This window comes from Microbulbifer echini (genome assembly GCF_041447225.1).
In the GTDB taxonomy this organism is placed as follows: Bacteria; Pseudomonadota; Gammaproteobacteria; order Pseudomonadales; family Cellvibrionaceae; genus Microbulbifer; species Microbulbifer echini.
Genome location: NZ_JBGMEL010000004.1, coordinates 243,357 through 258,657, shown reverse-complemented (window position 1 = coordinate 258,657; position 15,301 = coordinate 243,357). Strand labels below are relative to the sequence as shown.

Here is a 15,301-nt window from a genome sequence, read left to right as displayed (position 1 = left end):
AAGAAAGATATTTGTAGTGAATTTGTACACAGTGCCACGAGCAACAAATAACAACCCGATGATGCGGAAACCTAAAAATTGTCATTCCCTTTGCTTACGCAAAGGCACTGCCAACTTTCTTAACGGTTCCGCATATCTATTTCGTTATGGGTTAAAAAATAATGAGTAGAGTATGGCGAGAAATCGCAGACCCAAAAAAGCACATCGATTATATGAGTACTCAAAATGAGGGTGGTGTTCCTGTTGATGCTTCAAGAGATAATCTAATTGAAAAATGGGTCTATTTTGCGGATGTATGTAATTTCACTTTTCAGTTTGCGAGCACTTATCAAGTACAAGAATGCAAAGAATACTTTTTAAAGTCTGTACACACTTCTACTCGAGAAGAAGGCCATGATTTAGAACATTATTGGCACCCATGGTACTCGAAGTTGCCAAAGGGTATAAATAAGGGCGTTAAGCGCGAGAAGGTTGTTAAAGCGCTCGACAATATTTTAAGCAAGTGGGGCAACCCATAACAAGCAAAGGCAGCGGATGCTACGCACCGCTGCTTTGAGAGTTAGGTGACAGGAGAGATTATGCCTGTATGTGAAAGCGTTTCGATTTTGGCGAAAGAGCTTGAGGCTGCCTTGGTTGATCCAACTGAGCCCGAAAGAAAGCGATTGAGCGCACTTAAGAAAATGCCTAATTATTCATCTAGGAAACGTCTCGATCTTTTTGATAAGGCTTTTACATCTGCATACTTAGGTGGGGAAAATGAAGACGCGATTGGTTTTAAAGCCATAGAAATTTTGGCTGAGTTAGCCTTCGAAAATATGTATGTAGCCTTTTCGAAGGAAGACACCCTTAAAACCTACAAATGGTCGGTTGAAGAGCTTAGCAAGCTAGGTGTTAATGTTTCCAAGAATCTAGATATGTCTGAGCTATGATCAAGGATCACCTAACTAGTGGCGGCACAATCGCCATACTTCGTGTGGCTGGACAAAGCACTGCGCGCTTTGCCTGTGCGCCAGGCGTTAAGGTCACACGGAATAAGCAATTAAGGATTACAGATGGCAGTACCAAGAGTGTTCATCAGTTCAACATGTTATGACCTATCAGAAGTAAGAGATAGACTTGTTAGTTTCTCTGAAAGCTTTGGGTTTGAAACATCTCTTAGTGAGAGAGGCGATGTTTTCTACCATCCAGATTTACATACACACGAATCGTGTATAAATGAAATATCTAACTGCCAACTCTTTATACTGATCATTGGTGGGCGATTTGGTGGGAAACATAAAATTGATCCTGATAAATCAATTACCAATGCAGAATTCATAGCGGCAAAAGAGCTAGGAATACCTGTCTTTACCTTTGTTAAAGAAGGGGTGTTAAGTGATCATAACTTTTATCAGAAGAATAAGAGCAAAGATTTTGCGGAAGAAATAACCTATCCGTCTATTGAAAACCAAGATCATGCAAAGAATATATTTAATTTTATCGATCAGGTTAGGCTTTCTGATACAAACAATGGTTTTTTTGGGTTTACATATGCTAAAGACATTGAGGTTTATCTTCGGAAGCAGCTCGCAGGTATGTTTTTTGGCTTTCTAAGCGAAAGAAATATTGGCTCTCAATTAAAGAGTACTAATGATGCGGTCTCGAACCTTACAGTCGCCTCCAGAAAAATTGAAGAGCTTGTAAAAACTATTTATAGACAGGTAGATACAGCTCATGCAGATAATGTAATTAGTACTATTGAAGATATAAGTAGTGCAAAAGAATTTTTTGACTATATTTCGGATAAAATAGAGGTCGATAAATTTATTCCAGCTTTTGCTGTTGAAAGCCTAGTCTCATTCGCCTCTGGAAGTTGGGTTGATTTTATCCTCTCCCTAGAGAGCTTCTCATATATTCATGATATCCAAGATAAAGATGGTCGTACCACTGATGCTTTAGGTTACAAACCAAGTAAGCGACTGGTTGCTGATATTGATGGAGATTTAACCAATTCGGAACTGCAGGTGATTAGCAATATGGAGGAGAAGTTCTCTTCATATATAAGGCTGTCAATTGAAGATAAGCGGGAAATTATCATGGCTTATGTAAAAAGCCTTAACAAGTGACTATGGTTCCTCGTCAAGCTTTTAAGCCATATTTTCATCCCAGTAGGTGTTATTTTTCACCATGGTATTCAGGATGGTAAGTTGCTTTCTCATACAGGCAATGAGAGCCACTTTTTTGGGTTTGCCAGCGTCGACTAATCGCTTATACATCGGCTTTAATTTAGGGTGGCACTGGATAGCTGACATGATGGAAACAAACAGAACTGTGCGTACGCGATGCCTTCCGCCTCGAATATATCTCTTGCCCTGGAAGCTGCCGCTATCGCGGTTCATTGGGGCGATACCAACGAGTGCAGCAATCTCTTTTCGGTTCAGTTTTCCCAATTCAGGTAGTTCGCTCATCAGGGTGTAGGCCAATACATTTCCGACCCCTTTAGCACTTAACAATAGGTCACGTTTTTGTCGCCATTCGGAAATACTGCTAACGAGTTTATCCAGCTGTTTGTCGATTACTTCTAACTCTTTTTTGATGGCTTTCAATATGGATTGAATGGGTTTGTGTACAGATTTAGGCATTCGCCTAAGGCGGTTCTTTTGCATGGTGCTCATCTCCAAGCACTGGCTTCTTACAACCAGTAAGTCACTGATATTCCTTAATTTTTCAGGTTTTATCGACGATAGCCTCGGCTTCATTGCCTCCCCAAAGTGAGCAATGTCGACAGCATCCAGCTTGTCAGTTTTGGCGAGTCGTCCCGCTGACTTTGCAAAGTTTCTTACCTGCGAAGGATTGCAAACAACTATCGGCAATCCCGCTTTATGGGCAGCACAGACAAACTCCAGTTCAAGCCTTCCGGTGGACTCGATAAGTACCCTTTTGGGTTTAAGGGGTTGCAGTTGTTTAATGGCGTCCTTAATACCATCCTTATCATTGGTAACACTAAAGAATTGGCCAGTTGGTCTCACAAAGATATCGAGCTGTTTGCTGCTAGTATCGATACCGACATTGATCTCTTGAGGTTCCATAAGATAAGCTATCTCCGCCTTGCTATTCGGGCTCGCGGCCCACATGACTATTCGAGTTATGCCTAGTGAGTGCTTATCACGTTCATACTTGTTATCGGTCTTTTATGAACCGGCCAGGCAGCGAACTGTGATAAACAAGGCCTTCGGTGGCCGCCGAAGGTGGGTCTCAATTTACCCGTTAGCGAAAAGGATTTTCAACATCAGAATCGGACAAGAACAACCATACAAGTCAAGCAAGAAGGACGTGCAAAAAGCGCGCGCCTCTTCTTGAGGCGTTATATTTCTTCAGTAATCGGAGTCTGAGATGTCTGATTTAGATTGGTTTGTATATGAAACGACACGAATCAGGAGAGTTGTTCAAACTTATTTAGAGCTTTTCATTGACAAACACTCTGTCGAAACTTTGACAAATACAGCAAGTGAAGTTTTCGCAATTATCCAACGGTCAATGCACGATGAAATTTTGATTTCACTCTCAAGGCTGTATGAGGGGAAAGAACAGCTTTCTCAGTACTCTCTTGTGTCAAAATACAAAGAGGTTCTTACTGATTCATTGGAAGAGTTGAAGTTACAAACAGGAGAGCTTTTCGAAAAGCTTGATCTCAAAGATTACCGGAACTCAAAAGTAGCTCATAACAGCAGAGAAGTTTATCCATTTAATGGTAAAATTATAAAACACAGTATTGATTCAGAGATACTTATCTCTCTTCTTGAAACATCACAAAAGCTAATTATCGGCATTAAACTTGAGTTAGGTAAAAATAGTCTGCCTGTGATGATTAATGAAAAGTATGAGGGCAAAGGGAGTAAGTTGGTTCAAAAACTCTGTGAAATATAACAAGTCGTTGGTAGGGACCGCTAACGCTGCGCGTTAGCTCCCTCGCTTCGCTCGGCGGCCCCACAACTCAATCGTTAAATGCCAACAAGAATTATGAAGCACGAACTCTGGATAGAAAATGAAAACGAGCAGACTTTTTGTCCCGCTGGCCCTCATGGTGACAGTGCACGTAGTTTGCTTGAGCCTGGGGCCAAACTTACATGGAACTGTGAGGCTTCATCATATTTTGAAGCTATGACAAAGTACTATGAGTACATGGGCTGGGGAGAGTACAACAGTGATTACCCCGAAGAAGATAAAAAAACATATTCCGAGCTAGGCTGGGAGTAACATGCATTTAAATCGGGTAGCCGGTAGTTTCTAGCTACCGGCCCCCACACCACCCATCGTGCGGGTCCGCAATGGGCGGTTCCCAATCCGTAATGAATCTCTACCCAACGATAGCGTCGAGCAGCTCTTCATTTGAGTTGAGTGTCATGGCAGTGCGCTACCTCAACTTATCCGACTGGAAACATATCGGTAGGCTAGCCCTGTCTTTTAACTCGTGGATTTTAGGTTCAGGCCTTCACCCTGTCCAAGGTATTAATCTTGGCATTTGGCTACTATGCCGTCGACTGACTTCTGTTTAATCACCTTGACCATTACTGACCGAGGCGCTGCTGTGTCCCACCATTTTTGTTTACCCCGCGATGGTGGCTAGCGGGTTGGGCCTACTTATGAGTCAGCGGCCACGCTGACAATTTCACAGCAGCAAGCTAAACAGATCTCCCCAGATAAGAACGTGAACTTTCACTACACAACTGCATCATTTACTCTACCCGTTAGATCACATGGCTTCGGTGTCCTTGGCCACCTCGCCTCCAGGCTAAGCCTTATAGGATGTTTCTGTTCGTCAGCTCGTAGTTTTGCTAGCGGCTTCCTCCCCACAAGACCTCGCGGTATTGCAGTTGCCATTCGCTAGTAGTTAGCATTTAATGGAACCCATTAAATGGTGATCCTCCTACAGGGGACTCTCACCCCATTAATTCACGCCCATGCTGGGCGTACCAAGCGCAGGTACGCTCGCAAATGCGTTGCATTTGCTGGACCTCCGGTGCTTCGCACCTCCGGCCCGTGCTGCGAGCGTTACATGCCTTAGGAAAAATTATGTCTAGTCAAGAGGAAGTATGTAAAAGGTTCAATACTCTAACTTTTCCTTGTATGGGTAAAGAGAAGCTAGGTATTGCTATCGAAACCATTGGCAAGGCTCCAATCAATGGCTTGCGACATAATCCAGAAAACGGAACATGTGGTTGGTATATTTGGTGCGGCGAAGAATTGTCTCAAGATGCAGATTTTTTCAAGCCATTGCACGTTAGCCATATCTCAGAATATTTACCTGAAGTGGAGCAATATCTTGCATTGCCGCCAGGTTACAGATTTTTAATAGCTGGAGAGTATGTGGATGTTTGGCATGATCCACAGCTCACCAGCATGTAAATCGGGTAGCCGGTAGTTTTTAGCTACCGGCCCCCACACCACCCATCGTGCGGGTCCGCAATGGGTGGTTCCCTATCCGTAATGAATCTCTACCCAACGATAGCGTCGAGCAGCTCTTCATTTGAGTTGAGTGTCATGGCAGTGCGCTACCTCAACTTATCCGACTGGAAACATATCGGTAGGCTAGCCCTGTCTTTTAACTCGTGGATTTCAGGTTCAGGCCTTCACCCTGTCCAAGGTATTAATCTTGGCATTTGGCTACTATGCCGTCGGCTGACTTCTGTTTAATCACCTTGATCATTGCTGACCGAGGCGCCGCTGTGTCCCACCATTTTGTCTACCCCTCGATAGCAGGGCTGTCCCATATAAATTATCCTAAATCGTGGCTGTAATTATCTTGTCTATAGTCTCGCTATCCCAGCCAGCCTTTTTTCGAAGCCTTTTAATGCTCATATCTTTTTTAAAATTGGGCTTTGCCACTTGCAACTGATTTAGTGCCGAATGCCTCAAGATCGCCATGTTCTCGGCTGCGTTACCCAACCTAAAGCGACTATCATCCTCACGAAAAACCACATCTAAAATCCAGTGCAGCGAGTTTTCAATACCCCAGTGAGATCGAATAATATGATTTAGTTCTGTTGAGTGTGCTTCTAAACTACTTATATAGTAGCGTGTTTCACAGCTGGAGCACCCAGCTACAAGTCGCTTCGCCTGGACTGCGATAACGCTTTTTAGGCCGTGCCATTGATCTTTACCTTCAAGCCATTCAATACTGCTAGTAGAGAGACATTTTCTGGATTCTATTCGCCCTCGGATCACCTCTTCTACACAATCAGTGTCGACGTGCTTGTGATGCTGCATATCGAATATATTATTAAAATATGCAGTAATTTGTCGGTACAGCTTGTCCTGGTTGCCCTTCACGGCGATTACGTAATCGCCTCCTCGTTCTATAATCTTCTGGGTGATCGCTTTCTAGCAACCCATGGCGTCAATCGTAATAATCGCACCATTGAGATCGAGGGCCTCCAGTAACTTCGGTATGGCCGTAATCTCATTCAACTTTTCTTCTACCTTTTGCTGTGCAAGAACAAGCCGAGCTTTGGACGCAAAAGCGCTCACCATATGTATAGGAGATCGTTTGTTAGCCTGATCGAAGCTGCGCCTTAACATCTTTCCATCAATCGCAATCACGTTACCCAGTTCTTGCTGGATACCTTGAACCCACTGAAGAAAACAGCGCTTAAATTGCTCGGGGTCTAAGCTTGAAATAACCTGGCTAAACGTGTTTTTTGAGGGTATACCGTTATTTAGCGGTGTGAATCTTTTTTCGATTCTGTGAAATCAACAAAATCTCTACAGCTTTCCGCACCACAAATGACACCGCAAAACATGATAAGTAAAATATCGGGTAGGGCATGCAGCTTGTACCGATCAACCCGAGGAGCTTCCATGTCGTCAAAGTGGTGTAAAAGGCTAACGCTATCAATCTTGTCTAAAAAACACTCTACTTATCAAAAAGATGGCTATTCTAAATCTATTTTGTTCATTTTTGCACCGATTTATGTGGGACAGCCCTGGCGATAATTTCTACTTCAATAATGATCAAAGGTAATTATTGAAATTATTTTGGTAAGAAACCGTGCAAAGGAATAAATGACAATAATCTTCGTATAATATTTATACCCAACTCTCCTTTTGAGATCACCGGCACTCGGTTTGAATCTATTTCATCATTTAATTTTTCTAATTTATTTAGGAATTCTGTGTCAGTTTTAATTTTGGATGTATTTCGACTGGTTAAAGAGAGTTTTCCAGTTGCTATGATGTCAACATTGACACTAAAGCGAGCAAATCCTTTATAGGTGAATTTTTCAGCAACGTGACGATTGCTCAAATTCACCAGTGCCTCCATTAAACAATGATAAATCGTATTACGGCTCAAGTCAGAAACTACGAACGCTACATCTCCATTGTCTAGCTCCGGTAGCCGACTCCTAGGAGCCTTATCTATAGACACCTCGATTAAGTATCCACCATTCCTAAGGGGGTTTACTTTTGCATTAGTAAATCTTGCAGCATCGTAGGATAAATCATCAAACCAATGATCAACCCATTTAATCTTACTGGCACCTGTGTTGGCTATTGACATCATCAGTTCTTCAGCAAGCTCTACCATTAAGGGTAGATCATGATGAGTATTGAAAGGAGTGCTAGTCATAGGTCGATGGGACAGCTTAAATAATTCTCGCACTTCATGTTCACGGGCCTTCTGTAGTGCTAAAAACACAGTTTGAATGATTTCAGAAGTCGGCAAGTATGGCTCTACCCGCCACTTTCTGCCATAAACAATTTTTTTTGAAGATTGCTTTAGTAGCGGGGTATAATTGTCGTATCCGATAATGCCGACTTGAATATACACTCCAGAATTGTCTTCACAGACAAATACTGGAAATTTTTCATCAAAGCGAATATCCAACACCAACTCTTCTACCGTTTCTTTTGTGTGTGCATACTGTAAGAAGTGCTGCGGAACGTAACTACGTTTGCTGTTATTTATAGTGAGTCTTGGAGCACCTGCAATTGCTTTTTCCCCGCTATTTAGATCCATCAAGAACGACATTGGCATACCTTGCAATCTAATTAAATATACTGCCGATTAAATCTGCCATTGTTTTTAAATGGCATGTCAGAAAGAGGCTAGATCTGGTTAGCCCCTAAAACATCATTGACTGGCATTTTTAGTTTTCTGCTAAGACGCTTTGACCATATTTGTCTTTATTTGTTTCTCTTTACGTGGATGAACCCGACCTGTTTCTGAGAAATATTTGAGTTCGTCAAGTATTATGCTGGCAAGCTTGTTGAACTGTTTCTTCATTAAAGGACCCATGATTTGCGCAAATATGGGCAGCAAAGATACGCCGATTTCAAAGGTAACTTGCGGCTGGCCTTTACCATTCGGTTCAATCCGCCAGGTGTTCATCATAGATTTAACAAAAAATGGCATACTAGATAGTTTCACATCGTAAGAAAAAGTATACTGGTCACCATCAACATTTATTAGTGTTTCACTGGCAATGGCTCCATCAGGTAGTTCACACTTTCGCCCCCCCCCTTGGGCAAGTCAGGATTCTCAGTGGATGTGGCCACCGCACTGGTCCAACTACTAACCTCGCTAAAATCTTTAGATAATATTGCCCAAACTTTATTAATCGGAGCATTGATGGTAATTTGATTGACAACTTTCATTTTCATCCTCATGAATTACTTAGTGATTAATAGCAGAACATATTGCTGTTTTCTGGACGTAAGACTCCCAGAACCTTAAAGATATACTCCTTAAAAAATAAATATTCTCTATTTCTTTATTATCTTAATAGCTACTAGCTCTGAGTTTAGAATTTTAGATAAGAGTGGTCGGCCTAGTCACTGGAAACTGAATTTCACAAACACAATCTTCAGGATTGCCTTGAGATGGTGGTTTCAGAAATATCTCTTTTGCTGGCCCTGATATTTGAAAGTCACTATTCTCTATCCACCTGCCAAGCTGGGCATATTTCTCGTACCCATTTTCAAAGGCGCCTACTCGGATAGTAGAGATAACACTCTCTTCTGACTGTAAAGTTCTTCCTTTAACTTCACCCCCTCCTGGCAGCAATAGAGGACTATCAACTTCGTTCTTAACCGTAAATCCTACTTCGATATCTACATTCTCAATACTAAAAGCATCCCCGTGAAGAATGATCGTAAGAGGACCGAGTTGATCTTTTTCGGTCATGGCAGGTACATACTCTCTCAGCTCTGTCACCAAGTGGATAGTGTCGAATAGATTAGGCATAACCTTTCGAACGGAATAAAATAGCTGCTCAGCGATACTTTTTAGGATTATTTCATCGGTGTTCAAGCACTCAGAATTCTCAACTTCTTTGAGACGCGCTTCGATAATCTTCAGCCTATTGATTTGCTCCTGTACTGTTTGTTCTATCTCCGCCTTTCTGAGCAGTAACATACCTTGAATTTCTTGCACCGAGACGTCCTTAAGAACCATCACTTTGATTTGTTCGAGCGAGATACCCAGTTCTTTCAGAGCAATAATGCGGTTTAATTCCGGTAACTGGGCGGTGCTGTAGTATCGATAGCCTGTGGACCCATCGGTATGGACAGGTTGAAACAGGCCGATTTGATCGTAATATCGCAGTTGTGAAACAGCGGTTTGGGCTATTTTTGAAAACTCACCAATCCTAAACATAGATTCGCCTCTGTTCATCCTTCCGCGTATGATTTGAAGTATGGACTCTCAAGCTACTTGAGAGTCAACTGAAAAAATTTGGGAAAGCATAAATTTTATATAACAATTTTTTCATTGAGGTTGTCCTTCATATATCTTATTGGTATTTAACCCGAAAAATTGACTACCCGGTTTCGATTTTTTCCCCTTGTCCAATGGGCTTCGGATAGATAGGGTAAAAACACGCAACCTGAATTCGATCTACTACCGTTTTGTTAGCTTTTAATACTGGGTTAAATACAATTTAATACAAAGCGGGATTAAAAAACTCTCACGTTCAAATGAACTTGAAATACTTAAGGGAGAATTATTTCGGTGTTATAAAATTACCAAAGAAAAAACTGATTCGCACTCACACCAGATACCTTTATATTACCTAATTAACACCCTTACCAAGTCAAAATCACTTGTATATAAATACAGTTGTCTAGTTGATTCAAAAGGGAATAGATCATGACCCGTAATAAGGTGCAGTTCCAGAAAGGCATTAGCTTGACTCAATTCCTCCACGAATATGGCACCGAAGAGCAGTGTTTCGATGCTCTCTGCCAGTGGCGTTGACCAAACGAATTTTCTTGTCCTCACTGTGGGCATCACAAGCATTGTGATCTATCTCACCGAAAGCTCAAGCAATGTAATCGATGTCGGCGTCAGACATCGATCACTGCCCGTACGATCTTTGATTCCACCAAGTTGCCCCTTACTACTTGGCTTCTTGGGATTTTTCTCATCATCCAGGATAAGAAAGACATCTCTTGTATGGAGTTGTCACGTCATTTGTGTATCTCATACAACGCGACCTGGCGTATGAAGCACAAGCTCATGCAGGTGATATGGAGCGAGACAACCAATACAAGCTGTCTGGCTTCGTTGAGCTGGATGCTGCCTATCTCGGGGGAGAGCCTACAGGATGCAAGCCTGGGCGTGGAGCTAAGGGTAAAACGCCCTTTGTGGCTGCGGTTGGAACCACCAAGAAAGGGCGGCCAACACGTATTGTCAAGGGGTTCAGGAGCAGTGAGATTTCTGCCTGGAGCAAAAAACATCTCTGTAACGGCAGCACAGTGATCCCTGACGGTCTTGCGTGCTTCAATGCCGTTACAGCTGCCGGATGTGCATATGACAAGATCGTTTTTGGTGGAGGTCGGAGTTCCGTTGAGGAGCCTGAATTTTATTGGGTGAATACGGTTCTCGGTAATTTAAAGAGTGCACTACGTAGCACCTATCATGCAATTAGGCCGAAGTATGCAAAGCGTTATTTGGCTGAATTCCAATACCGATTTAATCGGAGATTTGATTTGTCAGCACTTATTCCCCGACTTGTCTTTATCTCACTTCGGACACCACCGATGCCAGAAAGATTGCTGAAAATTAGCTTAGCGTAGGTGGTAATTAGGAAAACTTATGAACTACTGGTTGTAGTCAAAGCCAGTAGAGCGAAAAGTAGGCAAGAAGCTTCACTTCCTCTTATCAAGCAGAAGACCGAAATGGTATTTCCGGGGTTTGATTTCCTGAACGAACATGCACAGGAAGAAAGCGCGCTTCAACATTCTGGAATGATAATTGCCGACTTTGACTTAATGCCTGGATTCCCACAACTACCGACACACTTGGCGATATTGAGAGTGATTAAATGAAGGCAATACAATACCCGAAAAAACGACTGTAAATTTACCTCCATTGCCCAATGCCTCTCGTGCTGGATCACCCATTTGATCTGGCTCAATACGAATTCTCCTCATTACTTCATCATACGCCCGCGGCAAGGTCTCAGTGGCACGCTTTTCAACGCATTAAAGCGGTAAATGCTCCGCGTCAGAGACGCCCCATGATAACGTAGACCCAAGAGTCAACTGCACAAGGCAGAGACCGGAAAAAGCCATTGTTCTGGAGGAAAGATGGAGCAGCAAAATACCGTATTCGTGGTCGTGGACCCCAACGATGACAAGCATGTGGCCCTAGAGCGGGCAATGAGCACTTCTCGCGGGCGCAACCCGCAGCCGCGTCTGGCTGTGTTTGTCGCGGTGAACGGAGAGGCTGTGGATACCCGCGCAGTGAACGACCACCTCTTCCGCGATGAATCCTGGTTCCGCGAGCAGATTCGCGACCCCATTTCCGCCGCCGGCCTCACTTGTGAGATAACTGTGTGTTGGTCCAGTGACTGGCAGGCAGCCATCGTACAGGAGGCCAAGCGCTGCAATGCGGAAATGATCTACCTACCGGTGCACAAGAAATCCACCCGCCGCTTTACCTTCGCGGAATCCAAGTGGCGGGTTTTGAAAACCGCACGCTGCCCCGTGGTGTTGATTCGCCCCGGCGCCAAGGCGGCGCGTAAAGTAGTTCTGGCTACGGTGAACTACCAGGCGAAGACCCTGGAACAGCGCCAGCTAAATCGGCAGATCAGCGAGCGCGCCACCTATATCGCCGGCCATTATGGTGCCGAGCTGCACCTGGTGAATGCCTTCCTGGATTCCATGCGCTATCCGGATCGGGGCGCCCTGGCCAAGCTCGCTGATAAGACCGGTGTGCCCACCCACCGCATTCACGTGAAGCAGGGCTATACCAGCGATGTAGTGGAAACCGTGGCAAAGGAAATTGATGCGGATTTGGTGGTAATGGGCACACTCAACCAGTTCGGTGAAACCGGTTCGCTACTACGTGGTAATACCGCCGAGCGGGTGATCGGCCAATTGGACGTGGATGTGATGGTGTGTAACCAGTTCACCAACACCGACGTGTAATAGCTCGTCGAAAGCGCCACAAAAAAGCCCGACAATAATTTGTCGGGCTTTTTCTTTCCTGGGTCTGTTAAAAACTGGGGCTATTTTGACTTAGCTGAAAGCAGCAACAGATCCCCTTTGGTATTAAAAGTAACATTGCCGCCCTCGACTTTTACACGCTCACCAGAATAGTAATCTGTTAACACCGCACCATCGGCAAACACGCCTTTTACAGAAATGCGCTTCTCCCCGCTGGGCAGGTCCATTGCCACCACCACCGGCGGCTCCCCCGCTAGAGTGCGGGCAAAGGTGTAGGGCTTATCGGCGAGTTTCTTGTGTACACCGGCGCCCACGGCGGGGTGCGCGCGGCGGAATTGGCCGAGCTTCTGCCAATGGGTGAGCAGTGCGCGGGTTTCATATTTTTTTAGGTCGCCCCAGTTCATGGGGCTGCGCATGGCCGCGTCGCCATGGGCTCGGGCATCGGTCATGGGGCGCGCAAGTTCATCGCCGTAATAAATCTGCACCGCGCCCGGTGCCAGCATCAATTTACTGGCAGCATTGCGGGTCTGTTTGCGCTCGCGGTCGAAGGAGTGGTGGTCGTCGTGGGAGCCCAGATAGTTGAGCACCCCCAAACCCTTTAACTCGCCATCGTTAAGTGCAGCGGAATAGCTGGAGAAGATATTTTCGGCGGGCTGGCTGGCCACCTGGGCAAAATCAAAGTTGATCAGGCTGTCGAAACCGTACTGGTAGAAATCCACTTGTTGATCACTGTAATCGTAAACACGACCAACGGTGGGGCCATAATTATTTACACCAAAATGGTAAACCTCACCCAGCATAAAGAAATCCCGGTCATCCAGTTTCTTCTGTGGATTTTTCGCTTTCCATTCGGCCAGAGCCAGGCCTGCCTCTTTTTTCAGGATTGCCCAGGCTTCGGGCTCGACATGTTTTACCGTGTCGACACGGAAGCCATCTACTCCGTACTCCCGCACCCAGTCGGTCAGCCACTTAACCAGATAATATTTGGGCGCGCGCGGATAGCCGGTACGTGTAAAAAATGCATCCAGCTCGCGTTGCTCCTGCCCCAGGCGCCCCTCGCGTTTCCACTTATCCACAAGCTGTGGCGGCAGGTCTACGGGCTCATCGCTTTCGGTGAGGATATCGGTGAGATTGGCGTGGATCGCGCACTCCACATTGCCAGCGTAATCAGACCAATCGCACTGCGCGCCTTTGCGCAACCAGCTGGCGGGCCACTCTGGGTCCTTTGCGGTTATTGGGCCGGTGTGATTGAGAATCACATCGAGTAACACACGAATACCGCGCTTGTGCGCGGCCTCTATCAGCTCTGCCAACTCGGTCTCGGTGCCAAAGTTGGCATCCACCGCGGTCCAGTCCTTGGGCCAGTAGCCGTGGAAGGCATAGGTGCGCTTGTCGGACTCATTGTAACCGTGAATATTCTCGATGACCGGGGACATCCAGATAGCATCTACCCCCAACTCATTAAAATAACCGGCCTCGATCTTTTCAATTATCCCGCGCAGGTCACCACCGGCAAAGCCGCGCAGGTATGCCGCGTCATCCTTGCGCCCGTAGGGGAAGTCATTGCCCCTATCGCCATTATAAAAGCGGTCCGGCAACATAAAGTAGATGGTGGCGTTGCGCCAAAAGGGATCAACCGGCATAGCGGCCTGTGCTGTGTGCACGCCCCCCAGCATCTGCACTACCCCAAGAAATAGACCAATCAGTAAGCTGGTGCATCTAACCATTGTTTTCTCTCTTATCTCGCCGCGCATATTTTTACCAGCCAACTCTAATTGGCCGTGGGATTCACACATCCTCCCAGGCGGGGGCGTAGCCAGTCTTCAAACTCTGACGGCCTCAATTTTCGCAACGGCTCAAGGCCAAGGCAAATCCGCTTTGCGACCGGCCCTCATGGAGAGTAAGGTAAAACTCAGACACCGCGGAGAAACCGAAGCGCTTTGCCGTGGTCCAAGCGTCACATTCTGATAGCAGCAAAAGGAGGCAGGGAATGTCGGAACATCAGTCTAGGCATGGGTGGATCATCGGGATTATTGTGGTGATCGTTGTCGCTGCAGCAGCCTATTGGCTGTGGACCAGTGATGATAAGAAGAACGAAGTTCCCTCAATTAAAGTCATTGAGGAGCCCCAGACCACCTCTGAGCCCGGAACACTCGAGCAACCTGAAGAACAGGCTGCCGCCCCAGAACCTCAGGAACCTGCGCCGGTGGAAGAGCCCGGCAGGGAGCCCCCACCCCCACTGAATGAGAGCGATAAGGCCGCTTACGACGATCTGGAAAGCCTCGCTCCGGACAACGCGCTGTCACGCTGGCTGGTAACTGACGAAGTCATTCGCAAGTGGGTGGCCGCAGCCAATTCTGGCTCTCGTGGGGATCTCATCCATAAGCATCGCCCGCTGAAGACCATCCGCGGCCCGATTGTTGTCAGCGGTTCCTCCATAGAGGGCTATCAGTTGTCACCGGACAATTACCGTCGCTACGACCAGCCGGTGCGTCTGTTCGCCCTGATGAATACCGATACCGCCGTGGGTCTCTACCAGTATTGGTATCCACGCCTGGCACAGGCCTACAGCGAACTGGGTATTCGCAATAAAACCTTCCACCAAGTGGTGCTTGAGGCGATCGACAAAGTACTCGCGGCCCCGGAAGTCGAGGGTCCCATCAAACTGGTGCGCCCATCCGTATACTATAAATTTGCCGACCCCAAACTGGAGAAGCTGCCCGGCGTGCAGAAGCTGATGATTCGCATGGGCCCAGACAACGCCACACGGGTAAAGGAAAAGCTCAAAGAGCTGAAGGAAAAGCTGGAAGCCATGCCGGTACAGCAACCCCAGCAGTCCCAGTAGAACCTGACCCGACAAGCGCCCCTCCCG

Annotated in this window: 14 protein-coding genes and 2 pseudogenes; 9 read left to right on the top strand and 7 right to left on the bottom strand. The window is 45.9% G+C overall.

The window, feature by feature from the left end:
- Positions 1-161 precede the first annotated feature (161 nt).
- The 3 genes from ACCI51_RS06220 to ACCI51_RS06210 all read left to right on the top strand — a co-directional run bounded on the left by ACCI51_RS06220 (position 162) and on the right by ACCI51_RS06210 (position 2,105).
- Entirely contained in the window at positions 162-518 is a 357-nt protein-coding gene (locus ACCI51_RS06220) for a hypothetical protein (protein WP_371842976.1), read from the top strand.
- 60 nt (positions 519-578) lie between these two features.
- Positions 579-929, top strand: a complete 351-nt coding sequence (locus ACCI51_RS06215; RefSeq protein ID WP_371842975.1) for a hypothetical protein — start codon at positions 579-581, stop codon at positions 927-929.
- Positions 930-1,052: 123 nt separating this feature from the next.
- Positions 1,053-2,105, top strand: a complete 1,053-nt coding sequence (locus ACCI51_RS06210) for a DUF4062 domain-containing protein (protein WP_371842974.1) — start codon at positions 1,053-1,055, stop codon at positions 2,103-2,105.
- Positions 2,106-2,126: 21 nt separating this feature from the next.
- Here the strand turns inward: ACCI51_RS06210 and ACCI51_RS06205 are convergent, their stop codons facing one another.
- Positions 2,127-3,068, bottom strand: a complete 942-nt coding sequence (locus ACCI51_RS06205; protein ID WP_371842973.1) for an IS110 family RNA-guided transposase — start codon at positions 3,066-3,068, stop codon at positions 2,127-2,129.
- A 304-nt stretch (positions 3,069-3,372) separates the two neighbouring features.
- Between ACCI51_RS06205 and ACCI51_RS06200 the strand changes: the two genes are divergently transcribed.
- The 3 genes from ACCI51_RS06200 to ACCI51_RS06190 all read left to right on the top strand — a co-directional run bounded on the left by ACCI51_RS06200 (position 3,373) and on the right by ACCI51_RS06190 (position 5,385).
- Positions 3,373-3,906 carry an AbiU2 domain-containing protein gene (locus tag ACCI51_RS06200; RefSeq protein WP_371842972.1) on the top strand — a complete coding sequence of 178 codons (534 nt, stop codon included), beginning with the start codon at positions 3,373-3,375 and terminating at the stop codon, positions 3,904-3,906.
- A gap of 93 nt (positions 3,907-3,999) precedes the next feature.
- Complete coding sequence (locus ACCI51_RS06195; RefSeq protein WP_371842971.1) at positions 4,000-4,236, top strand: hypothetical protein; 237 nt, start codon at positions 4,000-4,002, stop codon at positions 4,234-4,236.
- A gap of 816 nt (positions 4,237-5,052) precedes the next feature.
- Positions 5,053-5,385: an immunity protein Imm33 domain-containing protein gene (locus ACCI51_RS06190; RefSeq protein WP_371842970.1), complete on the top strand. Its 333-nt coding sequence runs from the start codon at positions 5,053-5,055 to the stop codon at positions 5,383-5,385.
- 375 nt (positions 5,386-5,760) lie between these two features.
- On the opposite strand, the pseudogene ACCI51_RS06185 reads toward ACCI51_RS06190, so the two are convergent.
- The 5 genes and pseudogenes from ACCI51_RS06185 to ACCI51_RS06165 all read right to left on the bottom strand — a co-directional run bounded on the left by ACCI51_RS06185 (position 5,761) and on the right by ACCI51_RS06165 (position 9,634).
- A pseudogene (locus ACCI51_RS06185) lies at positions 5,761-6,875 on the bottom strand (ISAs1 family transposase).
- 134 nt (positions 6,876-7,009) lie between these two features.
- Entirely contained in the window at positions 7,010-8,008 is a 999-nt protein-coding gene (locus ACCI51_RS06180; protein ID WP_371842969.1) for a hypothetical protein, read from the bottom strand.
- Between the two features lie 129 nt (positions 8,009-8,137).
- A complete protein-coding gene (locus ACCI51_RS06175) occupies positions 8,138-8,392 on the bottom strand; it encodes a hypothetical protein (RefSeq protein WP_371842968.1) in 255 nt (84 codons plus the stop codon).
- Positions 8,393-8,445: 53 nt separating this feature from the next.
- Positions 8,446-8,634, bottom strand: a complete 189-nt coding sequence (locus ACCI51_RS06170) for an SRPBCC family protein (RefSeq protein WP_371842967.1) — start codon at positions 8,632-8,634, stop codon at positions 8,446-8,448.
- Between the two features lie 154 nt (positions 8,635-8,788).
- Positions 8,789-9,634, bottom strand: coding sequence for a MerR family transcriptional regulator (locus tag ACCI51_RS06165; RefSeq protein ID WP_371842966.1), 846 nt, complete (start codon positions 9,632-9,634; stop codon positions 8,789-8,791).
- Positions 9,635-10,126: 492 nt separating this feature from the next.
- On the opposite strand from ACCI51_RS06165, the pseudogene ACCI51_RS06160 reads away from it, so the two are divergent.
- Both ACCI51_RS06160 and ACCI51_RS06155 read left to right on the top strand, forming a co-directional pair.
- A pseudogene (locus ACCI51_RS06160) lies at positions 10,127-11,055 on the top strand (IS1595 family transposase).
- A gap of 513 nt (positions 11,056-11,568) precedes the next feature.
- A complete protein-coding gene (locus ACCI51_RS06155; protein ID WP_299587730.1) occupies positions 11,569-12,411 on the top strand; it encodes a universal stress protein in 843 nt (280 codons plus the stop codon).
- A gap of 80 nt (positions 12,412-12,491) precedes the next feature.
- On the opposite strand, the gene ACCI51_RS06150 is transcribed toward ACCI51_RS06155, so the two are convergent.
- Positions 12,492-14,156, bottom strand: a complete 1,665-nt coding sequence (locus tag ACCI51_RS06150) for an alpha-amylase family glycosyl hydrolase (protein ID WP_371842965.1) — start codon at positions 14,154-14,156, stop codon at positions 12,492-12,494.
- Between the two features lie 263 nt (positions 14,157-14,419).
- Between ACCI51_RS06150 and ACCI51_RS06145 the strand changes: the two genes are divergently transcribed.
- Entirely contained in the window at positions 14,420-15,274 is an 855-nt protein-coding gene (locus ACCI51_RS06145) for a DUF3014 domain-containing protein (protein ID WP_299587725.1), read from the top strand.
- The last annotated feature ends 27 nt before the right edge of the window (positions 15,275-15,301 follow it).

Excerpts from the sequence above, each read along its gene's own strand:
- ACCI51_RS06220 (WP_371842976.1), top strand. The coding sequence starts at position 162 with ATGAGTAGAGTATGGCGAGAAATCGCAGACCCAAAAAAGCACATCGAT.
- ACCI51_RS06215 (WP_371842975.1), top strand. The coding sequence starts at position 579 with ATGCCTGTATGTGAAAGCGTTTCGATTTTGGCGAAAGAGCTTGAGGCT.
- ACCI51_RS06210 (WP_371842974.1), top strand. The coding sequence starts at position 1,053 with ATGGCAGTACCAAGAGTGTTCATCAGTTCAACATGTTATGACCTATCA.
- ACCI51_RS06205 (WP_371842973.1), bottom strand. The coding sequence starts at position 3,068 with ATGGAACCTCAAGAGATCAATGTCGGTATCGATACTAGCAGCAAACAG.
- ACCI51_RS06200 (WP_371842972.1), top strand. The coding sequence starts at position 3,373 with ATGTCTGATTTAGATTGGTTTGTATATGAAACGACACGAATCAGGAGA.
- ACCI51_RS06195 (WP_371842971.1), top strand. The coding sequence starts at position 4,000 with ATGAAGCACGAACTCTGGATAGAAAATGAAAACGAGCAGACTTTTTGT.
- ACCI51_RS06190 (WP_371842970.1), top strand. The coding sequence starts at position 5,053 with ATGTCTAGTCAAGAGGAAGTATGTAAAAGGTTCAATACTCTAACTTTT.
- ACCI51_RS06180 (WP_371842969.1), bottom strand. The coding sequence starts at position 8,008 with ATGTCGTTCTTGATGGATCTAAATAGCGGGGAAAAAGCAATTGCAGGT.
- ACCI51_RS06175 (WP_371842968.1), bottom strand. The coding sequence starts at position 8,392 with ATGCCATTTTTTGTTAAATCTATGATGAACACCTGGCGGATTGAACCG.
- ACCI51_RS06170 (WP_371842967.1), bottom strand. The coding sequence starts at position 8,634 with ATGAAAGTTGTCAATCAAATTACCATCAATGCTCCGATTAATAAAGTT.
- ACCI51_RS06165 (WP_371842966.1), bottom strand. The coding sequence starts at position 9,634 with ATGTTTAGGATTGGTGAGTTTTCAAAAATAGCCCAAACCGCTGTTTCA.
- ACCI51_RS06155 (WP_299587730.1), top strand. The coding sequence starts at position 11,569 with ATGGAGCAGCAAAATACCGTATTCGTGGTCGTGGACCCCAACGATGAC.
- ACCI51_RS06150 (WP_371842965.1), bottom strand. The coding sequence starts at position 14,156 with ATGGTTAGATGCACCAGCTTACTGATTGGTCTATTTCTTGGGGTAGTG.
- ACCI51_RS06145 (WP_299587725.1), top strand. The coding sequence starts at position 14,420 with ATGTCGGAACATCAGTCTAGGCATGGGTGGATCATCGGGATTATTGTG.